A 15,193-nucleotide genomic window follows, 5' to 3' on the forward strand; every position below is an offset into this window, starting at 1 on the left:
TTAAAGGCTGATCATGCGCTTTAAAGATATATCCATTTCGAAAAAAATCCATTATCCTTTGATTGGTGCTATTATAATTGGTATTATCATTATGGTTGTGATAAGTTATACTTCAACTTTAAATATTAAAAAGGAAATTTTCAATAACACCAAAAAAGATTTAATCAGTCTTTTTAATTTAAAAATGGAAGCAAAAAAAGACGTTGGACTTACTAACTCAATTGCCATAGCACAAAATTCTGCAGTAATAAAAGCTTTACAAACAGGAGACAGGGAAATAGCATTAAAATCATTAAAAAATCTAACTGCTTATTATAAAAAATACACAAAATTTAAAAACATAAAAATACATATCCATACAGCTGATCTGCATTCATTTCTAAGAGTTTGGAAACCGAACAAACACGGTGATGATTTAAGCGGGTTTAGAAAGACAATAGTTTGGGTTAAAGAACACAAAAAGCCACTTGTAGCGATAGAACTCGGTCGTGCGGGACTGGTACTCAGAGGAATTTCCCCTGTAATTTACAATAACCAATACTTAGGCAGTATTGAATTTATGCAAGGACTTAATTCAATTGCAAAAGATTTAAAAAAAGAAAATATTTATACTTTGATTATTTTTGATAAAAAGTATCTAAATATTGCAACTTTTCTTAAAAACGCACCTGAAATTATGCAAAATTATGTATTGGCATTAAAAACAGGAGTATATGACATTAACTTTTTTCAAGAACTTAAAAACAAAAAATTACAAAACATACTTAAAACTGAAAACTTCTTCTGTGTTTCGATACCAATAAAAGATTTTAGCGGAAACATTGTAGCATATGCCATTTTAGGTAAACCCCTTAACTTAATTGAAGGAGCTATCAAAGAGAGCGAAACAACACTCATATATCAATTAATAGCAATGCTTATAATAGATATATTTATTGTAGTAATTCTTATGGTAATAATTTCTAAAAGTGTAGCCAAACCAATCAAAGAATTAAATGAAAGAGTTGAAGATTTAGCAGAAGGTGAAGGTGATTTAACAAAAAAAATCATGGCTGATTCGCATGATGAAATAGGAACTGTTTCATCAAATATTAATAAATTCCTTGATAAACTCAGAAACATTATAAACTCTTTAAAAGAATTAATTTCCCAAACAGTCTCTATTACAAATCAAACAGATAAAGTTACCAAAAAAGTAAAAAACTCTATTGAAAAACAAACAAAACTTTTAAACAATGCAAAATCTTTTACCCAAAATATTGAAGAAGATGTCGAATCTACCAAACAGATAGTTTTAAAAACTGCAGAAGACATAAAAAACACTCAGCAGGTATTGGAAGATTTAGCAACATCTTTAAATAGTATTGTCACGAATATTCAAAACAATACAAATCAAGAGTTAGAAATTTCCAATAAAGTCACTATGCTTGCTGATCAATCTAACCAAATTAAAGAAATAATAAATATTATTAAAGAAATAGCCGATCAGACTAATCTCTTAGCACTTAATGCTGCAATAGAGGCGGCAAGAGCCGGTGAACACGGAAGAGGTTTTGCCGTGGTTGCGGATGAAGTTAGAAAACTTGCCGAAAGAACACAAAAAAGTTTAAGTGAAATAGACAGTGCTATAGGTATTATCGTACAAGGAATTATGGAAACTCAAAGTGAAATTCAAAATAATGCCAAAGATTCCGAAGAGCTTTCAAATATTGCATACAGCCTAATAGAAAAATCAAACAACAGTATGTCAAAACTAAATACGACTATTGAAATTGCAGATCAGGCTAAAAAAGAGAGTGAAAATATTTACAATTCCATTAAAGAACTTGTAAAAATTATTGATAATTTAAGTAAAGAAGCTGATATCAGTAAAGAAGCAATTAAAGAGCTAAATGCTATTGTGTCAAAATTGGATTCAATTACAAAAAACCTTTCTAATGAAGTTAATAATTTTAAATCTTAATCCCTTTTAGGGATTTCTTCTATAATCTCCACATCAATAATTTCCGCATCGTCATTGTAATAATGAGTACCGTGATAAACGTTGTTTCTTTTTAAAAATTTTCTTGCAAACCATTTCGCAAACGGTTCAAACATTAAAAGAAGCCCTACAAAATCGCTGAAAACACCCGGAATAAAAAGTAAAATCGCACCGATTAATTTAAAAAGCCCTATTGAAATAAATTCCTCTTCGCTGATTTCCCTGCGCATTACACGCTGCATACTCTCAGCCATTGAAAAATTAAGGGTTCTAATAATAGTAATTCCCGCAACCGCCGTAATTAAAACTTCCAAAAAAAGCCCGAATGGTGTAAACACTTTCGCAAACTCATAAGAAAAAAATATCTCCAAAAAAAGATACACCAAAAAATATATTAGTCCCATAGATCACCTCTTCATTAATATCAAATCAAGCTTTTTAAAACCTAATTTTTCATAATAATCTTTCATCTCCTCTAAACAATAAAGCTCAAACCCTGCAACATTTCTTAATTTCGGATGATTAAAAACCTCATTTAATAAAATTTTACTTACACCATCTCCTCTATAATTTTTATCGACAATTACGTCAAAAATCAATGCTTTATAAACTAAATCACTTAAAACCCGGCAAAATGCTATCAGCTTATCATCTTTAACTATACCGAAAACAAAAGTGGTGTTTTGAAGCATTTTTATAACGTCACCCTTGCTTCTTTTATCACTCCACCACTCGTTTTTGTAAAGAGCCATCAAATCATCAATATAATCATACACATCAAAGATGATTTTCAATTCTCAATTCTCCATTCTCAATTATTAATTATCTCCATAACTTTTTCAAGAGCCATGTCTTTTTCAACTTCGAACTTCTCGCCCGTGCGTCTGTCTCTTACTTCCACTTTTCCGTCTTTAAGTTTTTTTCCTACAATAACACATACAGGAAATCCCACAAGTTCAAAATCCGCAATTTTAGGCCCGAATCTCTCTGCTCTGTCGTCAAGTATAGTTTTAACTCCCGCACTTGTCAGTTTATCATACAAATCTTCAGCAAAAATTAACTGCTCGTCCTTTTTAACATCCCCTACAATTATATCAACCACAAAAGGAGCAATCTGTTTAGGCCATATGATTCCTTTGTCATCATGGTTTTGCTCTATTGCGGCGGAAATCAGTCTGCTGACACCTATTCCGTAACAACCCATGATAAACGGTTTGGCTTTACCGTTTTCATCTAAAAACGTAGCGTTCATAGGTTCGCTGTAAACAGTTCCTAATTTAAAAATATGCCCTACTTCGATACCTTTTGTTATTTTCAAAGGAGCTCCGCATTTCGGGCATTTATCGCCTTCTTTTACAGCGGCTATATCCCTGTATACAGTGAGGTTTCCGAGCAGATTCGCATCAAGAAGCCCGGCGCCTTTGATGTGATAGTCTTTTTTATTCGCACCGCATACAAGCTCTTCCGCCATTCTTAAATCATCGTCTATTATATATCTCACGCTGCTTGGAAGCCCGAACGGTCCGATAAATCCAGGTACAAGTCCCACAGCTTCAAGTTCTTCCTCGCTTGCGTCCACAAGTTCAAGCGCACCTACGGCATTTGTGGCTTTTGTTTCTTCCAATGTATCGGTTCCACGAACAAAAAACACCACTATTTCACTTTTCCCGTCATCATATATAGCTTTTTTAACAACCGCTTTTATACTGAAATACGGATCAACACCTATAAAGTTACACACATCTTCAATAGATTTCATATCAGGAGTATGTACTTCCTCAATTACTTCCGTTTTTACAGGGTTTTCTCTTTTTTCATGTTTTCTTGTAGCCACTTCTATATTTGCGGCGTAATCACACTCGCTGCATACTACGATATCATCTTCACCCGTATCCGCAAGCACCATAAATTCTTTAGACCCGCTTCCGCCTATCGCTCCACTGTCCGCCCATACGGCTCTGAAGTCAAGTCCCAGTTTAGTGAAAATATTTTTATACGTCTCTTCCATTAAATTAAATTCCCTGTCCAAATCCTCTTCGGTTGCATGAAACGAATATGCGTCTTTCATTATAAATTCACGACCTCTTAAAAGCCCGAATCTCGGTCTTGCTTCATCTCTGAATTTAAGGTTTATCTGATAAAGATTTACAGGCAGCTGTTTATAACTTTTAATAGTTCCTCTAACGAGATCAACCACACTCTCTTCGTTTGTAGGAGCAAGTACGAAGCTCTGGTCTTTTCTGTCTTTGATTCTTAGTAATTCTTTTCCGTATTTTTTAGCCCTTCCGGTCTCTTCCCAAAGTTCGTTAGGAGTTACGAATGTAAGCATTACTTCCTGCGCTCCAGAAGCGTCCATCTCTTTTTTGATGATATCCCTGATATTATCAAGCACCATTTTTCCAAGAGGCGCAAAATCATATATTCCTGCGGCCACCTGCTTGATATACCCGCCTCTTACCAGGTACTTGTGGCTTGCAACCACAGCGTCTTTCGGTGCTTCTTTTTGTGTATAGGCAAAAAATCTACTCCATCTCATTAAATCTCCTTAACATATTCGTGTTTTTTACTTTTTGGAATCGTTTTGGTTTCTGGAATCTGCAAAACTTCATATTTTTTAATTCCGCTTAAGTAGTGAATCTCTATCGTATCACCCACTTTTACGTCTTTTGCCGGTTTTGCTTTTTTACCGTTTATAAAAACAACGCCTTCTTTGCACATTTCATCGGCAATTGAGCGTCTTTTTACGATGTTTACCGCATTTAAAAACTTGTCTATTCTCAAAACGTCCCTTTTTTTGTCAAATTATACAATATTTTATTAATTGAAAATTCGTAAGTGACAATGCAAAGATAATTTTTAGTATAATTTCATAAAATTTATTAAAAGGAATTCAATGAAAGTTGTATTGGCATATAGTGGAGGACTTGATACAAGTATCATTCTTAAATGGCTTCAGGACACTTACAATGCGGAAGTTGTAACATTCACAGCTGACATCGGACAGGGTGAGGAAGTAGAAGAAGCGAGAGAAAAAGCAATAAAACTTGGTGTAAAACCTGAAAATATTTTTATCGAAGATTTAAGAGAAGATTTTGTTAGAGATTACGTATTCCCAATGTTCAGGGCAAATGCGATTTATGAAGGCGAATATCTACTTGGGACTTCAATCGCAAGACCTTTAATTGCAAAAAGACAGATCGAAATTGCTAAACAAGTCGGTGCTGAAGCTGTAGCACACGGAGCGACAGGAAAAGGAAACGACCAGGTAAGATTCGAACTCGGATATTATGCATTAAAACCTGATATCAAAGTAATCGCACCTTGGAGAGAATGGGATCTAAATTCAAGGGAAAAACTGCTTGCATATGCGGAAAAACACGGTATTCCAATTAACAGACACGGTAAAAAATCTCCTTATTCAATGGATGCGAACCTTCTTCATATTTCATACGAAGGCGGAATTTTGGAAGATCCTTGGGCGGAACCTGAAGAAGATATGTGGAGATGGACGGTATCACCTGAAAAAGCTCCTGACAAGCCTGAATATATCGAAATCGATTTTGAAAAAGGCGACGCGGTTGCAATTAACGGTGCGAGAATGACTCCTGCACAGATACTTGAAACACTAAACGAATACGGTAAAAAACACGGTATCGGAAGACTTGATATAGTTGAAAACAGATTTGTCGGAATGAAAAGCAGAGGTTGTTATGAAACTCCGGGAGGAACTATCCTTCTAAAAGCGCACAGAGCAATTGAGAGCATTACACTTGATAAAGGTGAAGCTCACCTTAAAGACGAAATCATGCCTAAATACGCAGAGCTTATTTACAACGGATTCTGGTTCTCTCCTGAAAGGGAAGCTCTTCAAAAACTAATCGACCAGACTCAGGAAAACTGTGAAGGAACTGTAAGACTAAAACTTTACAAAGGAAACGTAACGGTAGTGGGAAGAAAATCGCCAAAATCACTTTTCAGCCCTGAATTCGCTACATTCGAAGAAGACAGCGTATATAATCAAAAAGACGCTGAAGGATTTATTAAACTAAACGCTCTTAGGTTTATTATCGAAGGATACGTAAGAGGCAAAAAATAATTTTCTCTTATTTCCTTTTTTTCATATAAATAAGTGTCTGTCACCATATAACAAAAAATATATTTTATCATTTTTCCTAATATCGGAAGGAAATTTATCCTTCCGTATGTGCCAAATGAGCTTCAATAAGATATTTAATGTCATCAGTCATCACATAAACATTTTCATAACCTAATATATCTAATAAACCTTTTATTCTGCTTGCGAAAAATGCTTTTCTGCAAGCTACAACAATCGGCTGTGTCTTATCATCAGGCAATATATCTATATAATCCGCAAATTCCGGGTAAGGAGTATAGTATGCATTAACAATTCCTGCTTCTTCTGCGTTTTGTGGATCTACTAAATGCGGAAGCGTAACATCAAGTAAAATAGCTCCTACCTCTTTTAATAATTCTCTTGCTTTGTGAATATCAATATTTGCCAAATTTTCTTTCTCTTTGTTAAATGTAAGACTTTCTTTAAATCTTCCTACAACTTCATTTTCAAACTGTGTTAATTTTGCCATTTCACCCTCCTTTTTTTTTATATTATAACTCTAAACTCACACTAATTCAAGATGATTAATTTTTTACTTTTAATTCCTTTAACAGCTCTTTTACTTCTTCGTCACTTAACTGATGAAAATCATCATACCATCTTCCTACACTCATAAACATTTCAGGAGTTTCTAAAATTTCCAAATGATGTGAAACACTCCTAAGCATATTTAAAATATTCTCATCTTTTGGAGCCACTGGCACAGCGATTATTATACTTCTTGGTAAATCCCTTGCAATACTCTGCGCGGCTAAATACATACTTGCACCAGTTGCTATTCCGTCATCAACCAAAATAACATCTCTTCCTTCAAGCGGAACCGGATCATGTTTATATTTGTCTCTGAGTCTTGCCATTTCTTGAATTTTTTCAATACCTTTTTCCTGTAAATAACTTTCATCAACGCCAAATTTATCAATTAATTCCTGATTTAAAAAAACAATGCCGTTTTCACTTACACTTCCGATAGCCAACTCTTCATTACCTGGAGCCGGAATTTTTTTAACAAACAATAAATCCAAAGGAGCATTAAGAGCCTTTGCAATTTCTACTCCAATAGGGACACCTCCTCTTGGAAGTGCAACAACTACCGGATCAACTATTTTCCCCTCCTCTTTTAACTTCTTCAGCTTTTCAGCCAGCATCTTTCCGGCACTTCTTCTATTTTCATACATTTTTGTCCTTTTTTTATTTAATTATATCAAATTGCTATTACTTTCTGATATAATTACAAATTATAATAACTCATAAGATTAACTTAAGGAGAGGGAAATGAAAGACTTTATATTAAAGATGACGGCTTCGAAATGGAATTATTATTTAAGTTTGTGTGTTGATTTTTTAACAGCTGTGGTTTTTTTAGGCTTAAGTATTTATTATTCTACTGATATATGGGCAAGTTTGGGACTGTTTATTGTAGGTGTGATATTTTTTACATTTTTGGAATATGCGGTTCATGCATGGCTGTTTCATAAAAACCATCCTTTTAAAGTATTTATCGAAGGGCATGCGCATCACCATCAAAACCCTTTCAGTTACGACGCAATGCCGTTTTTTATGAGTGCGGTAATAGCATCGTTTTTTGCATGGCTTTTTCATTTTTTTATGCCGAGCAGCGACGCATTTGCAATTGTCGGAGGTATGGCACTCGGATATTTCAACTACGGAATCATGCATCATATTATGCACAGACGTGAATTTGCAAGCAATTACTGGAGATATATGCAGGAGTTTCATTTTGTTCATCATAAAAAACCTCTTTTAAACCACGGTATTACAACAGATATCTGGGACAGAGTTTTCGGTACATATTATCAATGGACTGAAGAAGATCTAAAAGGAATAGAAAAACTTAAAAGAGTAAAGAAAAAAGCTTCTTAAGTTCTTTTTCATATTCTGTTTTCCCTTCTTCAATTTTATCCATGATATTTTCCAGTTCAGCAGTAAACTCTTCACTTACAAAATCTTTAAAATCGCTTTTATAAACTTCTTTTATTATTCTAAATCCCAATTTTGTGGCAAATAGATATCCGTTTTTGTCTGTAATATATTTTCTTTTCAAAAGTTTTTCAATAATAATCGCATAAGTTGAAGGTCTGCCGATGCCTTTTGATCTCATTTCTTCAATTACTTCAGCATATGTATAAGGAGCGGCTTTCGGTTTTTGTCTTAATTCTTTAACAATTTTATTCTCACCCTCACTTATAATGTAAATATTGATCGGATAAATGAGGTTATATCCGTTTTCGACAATTTCAGTAATAAAACTCTTCTCTTTTAATAAAATCAAAAACTTCTCTTTCAGTACTTTAGCTTCTTTCATTTGAGAAGCAATAAATTTTCTGAAAATCAAATCATAAAGTCTCAGATGTTCTTCCGAAAGAAGAATATTCCTTTCGAGCATATAACTTCTTAATTCATCGGCATCCATTGAAGTTGTAGCTCTTATCGCCTCATGAGCCCCTTTGCTTTCAAAATTTCTGAATTTTAAATAATCTTTTGAAAAATTTTCCAATATATACGTTTTTGCTATCGCTTTACCGGTATCGGAAATTCTGTAAGAGTCTGTTCTGTGATACGTTATAAAGCCTTTTTCAAACAGTTCCTGTGCCAGCTGCATTGTTTTTTGAGGAGAAAATCTTAGTTTGTTTGAGGCTTCTTTTAGTAAATCAGGTGTATTAAACGGTTTTTCAAACATTACTTCGGTGTTTGATGATAATTTTTTAATATAAACACTCTCTTTCAACGAATTAAAAAACTCATTTGCTTCTTGTTTAGTATCAAACTCAAAATCTATCGAAACATTATTAAACCTGATAATAACGACGTAAATTTTTTCTTTTAACAACCCGGTTCTTTCGCATATCCATTTTAAAACAGGTGTCTGAACCCTTCCGGCAGAAAGATGAGTGTTATTTAAAAGCCGTTGTAAATACAAAGAAATTTTAAACCCGACCCATCTGTCCGTAATTCTTCTAAAAAGCTGAGATTTAACAAGATTTAAATCAATTTCTCTTGGAATGCTTAGCGCTTCTTCAAACGCCTGTTTGGTAATCTCATGAAACTCTATTCTTTTAATATTCATATTATAAGGCTTATTGATCATCGTTAAATCAAAAGCGATTTTTTCACCTTCCCTATCGGGGTCTGTGGCCGCATACACCTCCTCGACTTCATTTGCGTTAATATTTAACGTTTGAAGTATTTTATCTTTGTTTTCGAGCACATGAAAAATCGGAATCAGATCTTTTACACCCCAAACCCCTTCGTCTTTTACCAAATCAAAATCGTGTCCGATACTTGCCGCAATGATTAAAACCCTGTCTTGCGACAAAACCTCATACACCGCTACATTATTGATGATCCTTTTAGAAGGGTTACCGAAAAAAGAACTTATTGTTTTGGCTTTGGTAGGCGATTCGACTATAACAAAACTTGTCTTAAACTCCGTTTTAACATTTTCCGTTCTGCTTTTTTCAATCTCAGTTAAAACCTTTTTAATATCAACATCCTCCACATTTTTAAACTCGATTTCACCAAACCATTTAAGTTTCTTTTTTAATGAATAAAACGCTTTTTTATTATCCACAAGCAACAAGCTAAGCCCCTTAGTCAAATGTCCTTTGTAAAACCTGCTGCTTCTCCCGCTTGCCTGAATATAACCGGTTACATCGGCTATTATAAATTTTTCGCCGTCAAAACTAATATTTTCCGCCGTTTTTATAATATCTTCATATTTTTTTACGGTATTTTTAAATCTTATCAGTATATCCGCTATTTTTTGCTGTGTATTTACGTTGATTTTGGAGAGATAAATATATTTTTTTAAATAATTCAAATCATTTTGTATTTCACTTACTTCCTTTTGAGATAAATTATTTTTTACAAGATACGGCAGGAGGCTTAGCATGATGAAATAAAAAGCCCTGAAATTTTCATCCTTTAAATTAAATTCAATTTTAGGGACCCCCACGAAAAGTGTATATTTAATATATTCCGGAAGATCAATGCCACGGGCTAAAGGGTTTTTATAGCTTGCAAACCCGACAAAAAAACATTTTCCTTCTTTAAATTCTTCCAAATGTTTTTCAAAATCTTCATATGAATACGCTTTGATATTTTTTGTATTTAAAAAATCTATATATTCATAAAGCGTATCTTTCGTTTCGTTTCCCGGTAAAAACAAAAGACCGCCTCTGCCGAGTTCGTTTATCCATTTAACAGAGTGATCCCATGAATAGTTTTCATCATATAAATCCTCTATATTTCTTAAATTAAAATTAGGACGGCTCACCTCAAAGCCTAAAAGATATTTAAAAAGCAGTATTTTTTTCGATTTCGGGTTCGCCGTAGCGGATGAAACAATTAAATTTCCTTTTTTTGACACAGATTTTATTTCCGAATATTTTTGGTTTTTAATTAATTCATACGTCTTTTCTATACTGTTTTTATCTATTCCTAAAAGCGTCAAAATATCAGCTATTTTTTTGCCGCTTTTTAATATGGAATCCACATCATCAACAAATATTAACTCAAAATTCCGTTTTATTAAGGATCTGTTTTTGTACAAAAACTGCGTTGTGGTTATTAAAATATCATATTCGCCTTTTTCAATCAGTTCCTTTTCACTTTTTTTGCCCATATATGCAACGAATTCAATCCCCCACTTTTTATATTTCTCCGCCGCTTGAGCCACCAAAAGTTTTGTAGGAAATAAAATATATGAATTCTTTACAAACGCACTTAAAAGCAAACCGAACGTAGTCTTGCCAATCCCCGTAGACGCCAACAGAGCAAAAGAATTATCCAAAAAAAACCGTTTAGCCCACATTTTTTGAATTGAATTAAGTTCATTACCGCATTTAAATTTAAAAAACTCATTAAATTCGTTTACTTTTTTATCTGCAATGCAGTATTTTTCATAATTTAATAAATTTTCACAATTTTCTAAATTCCACTCTTTTTTCTTGCTTTTCATACATTCGTCACAAAACATTCCCTTATTAAGATTAACCGAAGAGATATCCCCACCACATCTTGGACATTCATTTTTATAAATTATGTGCAGCATTTCGCACCTTTTTTTATTTGATAATAACATATTTGTGATATAATTGAACCTTACTGAAAAAGGAAAATATGATGATAAATATCATAAAACTTTTCAAACTGCCTTTAAGTAAGTTTTCAATATTCAGAAATTTTTTAATAGCTTCTTTTATTACAGGTACTATAAGCGGTATTTTTGTCGTTATATATGACTTGTTAACGAAATATATATCAAGACTACTGTTTTTCGGAGATCCTTTAAATTCAATACATAAATTACCGATGTGGTATATCTTTTTTATTCCGATAGTGTCAATTATTATTATAAATCTGATTATTGCTTATGACAATAGTGTAAAAGAATACGGAGTTAGTGAAATTACCGAAATCGTTTCAGAAAACAGGGAAATGATTACGTTAAAAAATCTTTTTTTAAAAATTGTAGCTTCAGCACTTTCAATTGGTAGTGGCTTTGCAGTCGGAAACGAAGGTCCCTCAGCGGCAATAGGAGCCATGATTGCCTCAAAAATACATAAATTTATGAATTTACCTCAAAATCTTGTAAAACCACTTATTAGTGTAGGTGCAAGCAGCGGGATTTCCGCTATTTTCGTATCTCCTATTACAGGAATTGCTTTTGCAATTGAAAGTATCGCTTCTAATTTTGTAAAAAGTTATATCTCATTTATTATTGTCGGTAGTTTAAGTGCCTTTACAATTTCTGTACAATATCTTAGTTCTTTTACGTTTATATATTCAGCCGGACGTGAAATAGATTTTAGATATATATATTTAACCGCACTTTTTATTCCGTTTATTACTTTTTTTATCTATTTATATTTAATACTCCAGGACAAAATACTTTATTTACTAAATTTAAAGCTTTTTAATAAATTCGGAAGATTTAAAGATATTATATTTGCAATAATCGGTGGAAGTGTTATTGCCTCTATTCTTATATTAAGCCCTTACGCAGGATTTACAGGACATAACATTGTTACGATGCTTATTAATAATGAAAAAATAATTCCTCTTTTTTTAATATTCGAACTTCTTTTTTTAAGAATTATCGCCACTACGTTTTCAATATATTCTAATGCAATAGGAGGTATGTTCGTACCGCTGATGAGTATCGGAGCTCTTACCGGTTATGTATTCGGAGCTATTGCTTTTAAATTTCATGTAAATATTGAACCGTTTTATTTTGCAGCTATAGGTGCCGCCGTTTTTATGGGTGTACTTATGAAGCTGCCGTTTACTTCCATAGTACTCGCACTTGAAATCACCAATGATTATAATGTCGTGGTTGCTACCGGATTTAGTGTGGCTATAATTACATACCTTACAAGATTAAACTTCAATATTAAAAAATTTAACACAATAAATATAAATTTTTCAAATCTTAAAATCCATTGACCGCAGTCAATGAATTATATTCCACAAAAGACTAAAATACTCCTGTAACAAAATTTAAGGAGTACAAATGTTCGGATTATTCGGAAAAAAAGAAGAAAACAAAACTAACGCATGTGATTTAAAATTCCTTTGTTGGCAGTGTGAAATGTCTGCACCTGGCGGATGTGGAAGCCATGGTGAGAGCAAAGGTGTGTGTGGTAAAGACTCAACCAAATCAAGATTACAAGATTTAATGACTTACGGTCTAAGAGGTCTTAGCGCATACAGAGAACATGCAAGAGAATTAATTGACATGAACAATCCAGATGAAAGAGCGATTTTAACTGAAATTGATGATGTTATCGCTGAAACATTATATTTTACATTAACAAACGTAAACTTCAACTTCGACGAGCATATTGCTCAGCTTATGAAAGTTGGTAACGCTGGTGTAAAAGTTATGGACTTATTAAGCGAAGCTCATACAAAAGCGCTTGGGATCCCTGCACCTGTGGAAGTTACTCAAAACAAAGCTGAAGGTAAAGGTATCCTTGTATCAGGGCACAACCTTGACATGCTTGAAAAACTTCTAAAAAGAATTGAAGAAAGAGGACTAAGCGATAAAATTAACGTATACACTCACTCAGAAATGCTACCTGCACACGGTTACCCTCATTTGAAAAAATTCAAAAACCTAAAAGGTAACATCGGTAAAGCATGGTTCGACCAGACTGATATTTTCAGCAAATGGAACGGAACTTGTGTGGTAAATACTAACTGTATCGTACCGCCTGAAAAATCACCGAAAGTTAAAAACTACATCGATAGACTATACACTTACAAAATCGTAGGTATTGAAGGTGCTAAAAAAATCGAAAACGACAATTTCGATCCGCTAATCGATCAAACTTTAGAACTTCCAGACATTACAGGATTCGACAGTGATGAAAAACTTGTAACAGGACATCACTACAAAACTGTTCTTGACGCATACGGAGCAAAAGTTCTTGATGCTATTAAAGAAGGAAAACTAAAAAGAGTATGGGTTATCGCAGGATGTGACGCACCTGGTAAAAAAAGAGATTACTTCAGAGAATTAGCTCTTGCAGTACCTAAAGATCATATCATTATCACATCAAGCTGTGGTAAATTCAGATTTAACGACGTAGATTTCGGAACAGTACCTGGAACTGACATTCCAAGATACATCGACCTTGGTCAGTGTAACGACTCAAACGGTGCAGTTCATATCGCACTTGCAGTTGCAAACGCACTTGGTGTAGAAGATGTAAATGATCTTCCGGTATCAATCGCACTTCTATGGATGGAACAAAAAGCTATTATTATTCTATTAGCATTACTAAGCCTTGGAATAAAAGATATCCTAATCGGGCCAAACGCACCTCAATTCGCTGATGAAGCAATCGTTAACTTCTTAGTTGAAAACTTCAACTTCGGTGTAATCAGCGGTGATATCCATAAAGATTTCGGTAAAGAACTTGCTTCTTAATTATTCTCCTCCTTTGTGGGGCCTTTGTGCCTCTTTTTTTATATAATTTCAGATAAAAAGGTATTAATATGTTAATAGAAAAAGTGAATCCGGTTGCATTTGAGCCGATGAACGAGATACATAACCGTGAATTAGAATATGTAAACAGACTATATGAAGCAATTGAAAATGACAGCAATGTTGAAAAAGCGTACGAAGAGTTTTTAAACGATGTCAAGGAACATTTTGCTTTTGAAGAAAAACTTATGGAAAAATACAATTTTTTTGCAATAGTTCCGCATAAGATGGAACATGATAGAATCCTAAACGAGCTTGAAGAGCTTAAAAAAGATTTAAACGACAGAGAATACTTAAAAGATTATTTAACAAAGTCTTTCGTACCATGGCTTGAAAATCATATAAACACTATAGACACTGTAACAGCCGGATTTTTTAAAATGGTAAACGCTACCATTTGAAAATTTCTTTTATTTTCTCTTTATTTTTTACAACAAGTTTACTGCCAATATTTTCTATAATTCCATATTCTTTGAATTTTTTTAATTTTCTGCTGAGTGTCTCCGGCTTTATATTCAAAAGCATAGCAATACTGTGTTGTTTAAGTTCTCCGAACATTTCATCGTTATCATAAATAAATTTAGCAATTTTTGTTTCGGTATCGAGTATCAGGTTGTCCTGAATAATACCGTCAAGAAACTTCATTTTTTTAAGAAGGGAACTCATTATAGAAAAACAGACATCCCCGCTTTTCATAAATTTTTTGAATTTTTCAAACTCTATTTTTAATATTACACCGTCTTCATCCATTGCGCAGTTTGCAGGATACGGCATATTTTCAAAATTGGCAAGTTCGGCTATAAGAGATACGGGAAAGAATTTATGTATTATTAGTTCGTTTCCTTTATTATCAACTTTATATACTCTTGCACTACCACTGATTAAAAGATGTAAATAAGCAGGATTTTCCTTTTCATAAAACACTATTTCGTCTTTTTTTAAATTTTTAACAATAGTAATTTTTTCTATTTCTTTAATTTCTTCAGGACTGAGCCCCCTGAATAAAAAAAGACTACTTAATTCCATCTATACCTCTTTTTTTTCGTATTTTATCACATACTTCAAC

General features: G+C 33.3%; 14 protein-coding genes. 6 read left to right on the forward strand and 8 right to left on the reverse strand.

The features are described 5' to 3' along the window. Positions 1-13 precede the first annotated feature (13 nt). Positions 14-1,963, forward strand: coding sequence for a methyl-accepting chemotaxis protein (locus tag NAMH_RS05235; protein ID WP_015902433.1), 1,950 nt, complete (start codon positions 14-16; stop codon positions 1,961-1,963). Here NAMH_RS05235 and NAMH_RS05240 read toward each other — a convergent pair. The 4 genes from NAMH_RS05240 to NAMH_RS05255 are packed head-to-tail and all read right to left on the reverse strand — an operon-like array spanning position 1,960 to position 4,762. Then, complete coding sequence (locus NAMH_RS05240) at positions 1,960-2,385, reverse strand: FxsA family protein (RefSeq protein ID WP_012663484.1); 426 nt, start codon at positions 2,383-2,385, stop codon at positions 1,960-1,962. The genes NAMH_RS05235 and NAMH_RS05240 overlap by 4 nt on opposite strands. 3 nt (positions 2,386-2,388) lie before the next feature. Beyond that, positions 2,389-2,775: a GNAT family N-acetyltransferase gene (locus NAMH_RS05245; RefSeq protein WP_012664019.1), complete on the reverse strand. Its 387-nt coding sequence runs from the start codon at positions 2,773-2,775 to the stop codon at positions 2,389-2,391. A gap of 17 nt (positions 2,776-2,792) precedes the next feature. After that, positions 2,793-4,517 carry a proline--tRNA ligase gene (locus NAMH_RS05250; RefSeq protein ID WP_012663930.1) on the reverse strand — a complete coding sequence of 575 codons (1,725 nt, stop codon included), beginning with the start codon at positions 4,515-4,517 and terminating at the stop codon, positions 2,793-2,795. Continuing rightward, positions 4,517-4,762, reverse strand: a complete 246-nt coding sequence (locus NAMH_RS05255) for an RNA-binding S4 domain-containing protein (RefSeq protein WP_015902606.1) — start codon at positions 4,760-4,762, stop codon at positions 4,517-4,519. The genes NAMH_RS05250 and NAMH_RS05255 overlap by 1 nt, the downstream gene beginning before the upstream one ends. Positions 4,763-4,874: 112 nt before the next feature. Between NAMH_RS05255 and NAMH_RS05260 the strand changes: the two genes are divergently transcribed. Beyond that, positions 4,875-6,077 carry an argininosuccinate synthase gene (locus NAMH_RS05260; protein WP_012663551.1) on the forward strand — a complete coding sequence of 401 codons (1,203 nt, stop codon included), beginning with the start codon at positions 4,875-4,877 and terminating at the stop codon, positions 6,075-6,077. A gap of 94 nt (positions 6,078-6,171) precedes the next feature. On the opposite strand, the gene NAMH_RS05265 is transcribed toward NAMH_RS05260, so the two are convergent. Both NAMH_RS05265 and NAMH_RS05270 read right to left on the reverse strand, forming a co-directional pair. Then, positions 6,172-6,585, reverse strand: coding sequence for a rhodanese-like domain-containing protein (locus tag NAMH_RS05265; protein ID WP_015902655.1), 414 nt, complete (start codon positions 6,583-6,585; stop codon positions 6,172-6,174). Between the two features lie 55 nt (positions 6,586-6,640). Continuing rightward, the gene (locus NAMH_RS05270; RefSeq protein ID WP_015902047.1) at positions 6,641-7,291 is read right to left on the reverse strand and encodes a phosphoribosyltransferase; all 651 of its coding nucleotides are present in this window, start codon (positions 7,289-7,291) and stop codon (positions 6,641-6,643) included. Positions 7,292-7,388: 97 nt separating this feature from the next. On the opposite strand from NAMH_RS05270, the gene NAMH_RS05275 reads away from it, so the two are divergent. Continuing rightward, positions 7,389-7,997, forward strand: coding sequence for a sterol desaturase family protein (locus NAMH_RS05275; RefSeq protein ID WP_015901719.1), 609 nt, complete (start codon positions 7,389-7,391; stop codon positions 7,995-7,997). On the opposite strand, the gene rgy is transcribed toward NAMH_RS05275, so the two are convergent. Continuing rightward, a complete protein-coding gene (rgy, locus tag NAMH_RS05280) occupies positions 7,969-11,187 on the reverse strand; it encodes a reverse gyrase (RefSeq protein WP_012663553.1) in 3,219 nt (1,072 codons plus the stop codon). The two genes, NAMH_RS05275 and rgy, sit on opposite strands and share 29 nt — an antisense overlap. Before the next feature lie 71 nt (positions 11,188-11,258). Between rgy and NAMH_RS05285 the strand changes: the two genes are divergently transcribed. The 3 genes from NAMH_RS05285 (at position 11,259) to NAMH_RS05295 (ending at position 14,528) form a co-directional block, all read left to right on the forward strand. Continuing rightward, on the forward strand, positions 11,259-12,581 hold the full coding sequence (locus NAMH_RS05285) for a chloride channel protein (protein WP_015902775.1): 1,323 nt from the start codon (positions 11,259-11,261) through the stop codon (positions 12,579-12,581). 67 nt (positions 12,582-12,648) lie between these two features. Beyond that, entirely contained in the window at positions 12,649-14,070 is a 1,422-nt protein-coding gene (gene hcp / locus NAMH_RS05290; protein WP_015902609.1) for a hydroxylamine reductase, read from the forward strand. 68 nt (positions 14,071-14,138) lie between these two features. Continuing rightward, positions 14,139-14,528, forward strand: a complete 390-nt coding sequence (locus NAMH_RS05295) for a bacteriohemerythrin (protein WP_015902417.1) — start codon at positions 14,139-14,141, stop codon at positions 14,526-14,528. On the opposite strand, the gene NAMH_RS05300 is transcribed toward NAMH_RS05295, so the two are convergent. Continuing rightward, the gene (locus NAMH_RS05300) at positions 14,518-15,153 is read right to left on the reverse strand and encodes a Crp/Fnr family transcriptional regulator (RefSeq protein WP_015901888.1); all 636 of its coding nucleotides are present in this window, start codon (positions 15,151-15,153) and stop codon (positions 14,518-14,520) included. The genes NAMH_RS05295 and NAMH_RS05300 overlap by 11 nt on opposite strands. Between the last annotated feature and the right edge of the window lie 40 nt (positions 15,154-15,193).

It is taken from the genome of Nautilia profundicola AmH (assembly GCF_000021725.1).
Lineage (GTDB): Bacteria > Campylobacterota > Campylobacteria > Campylobacterales > Nautiliaceae > Nautilia > Nautilia profundicola.

Bases quoted from the DNA above. Each gene is read 5' to 3' on its own strand.
- NAMH_RS05235 (WP_015902433.1), top strand. From the start codon at position 14: ATGCGCTTTAAAGATATATCCATTTCGAAAAAAATCCATTATCCTTTG.
- NAMH_RS05250 (WP_012663930.1), bottom strand. From the start codon at position 4,517: ATGAGATGGAGTAGATTTTTTGCCTATACACAAAAAGAAGCACCGAAA.
- NAMH_RS05275 (WP_015901719.1), top strand. From the start codon at position 7,389: ATGAAAGACTTTATATTAAAGATGACGGCTTCGAAATGGAATTATTAT.
- NAMH_RS05270 (WP_015902047.1), bottom strand. From the start codon at position 7,291: ATGTATGAAAATAGAAGAAGTGCCGGAAAGATGCTGGCTGAAAAGCTG.
- NAMH_RS05260 (WP_012663551.1), top strand. From the start codon at position 4,875: ATGAAAGTTGTATTGGCATATAGTGGAGGACTTGATACAAGTATCATT.
- rgy (WP_012663553.1), bottom strand. From the start codon at position 11,187: ATGCTGCACATAATTTATAAAAATGAATGTCCAAGATGTGGTGGGGAT.
- NAMH_RS05240 (WP_012663484.1), bottom strand. From the start codon at position 2,385: ATGGGACTAATATATTTTTTGGTGTATCTTTTTTTGGAGATATTTTTT.
- NAMH_RS05300 (WP_015901888.1), bottom strand. From the start codon at position 15,153: ATGGAATTAAGTAGTCTTTTTTTATTCAGGGGGCTCAGTCCTGAAGAA.
- NAMH_RS05285 (WP_015902775.1), top strand. From the start codon at position 11,259: ATGATAAATATCATAAAACTTTTCAAACTGCCTTTAAGTAAGTTTTCA.
- hcp (WP_015902609.1), top strand. From the start codon at position 12,649: ATGTTCGGATTATTCGGAAAAAAAGAAGAAAACAAAACTAACGCATGT.
- NAMH_RS05265 (WP_015902655.1), bottom strand. From the start codon at position 6,585: ATGGCAAAATTAACACAGTTTGAAAATGAAGTTGTAGGAAGATTTAAA.
- NAMH_RS05295 (WP_015902417.1), top strand. From the start codon at position 14,139: ATGTTAATAGAAAAAGTGAATCCGGTTGCATTTGAGCCGATGAACGAG.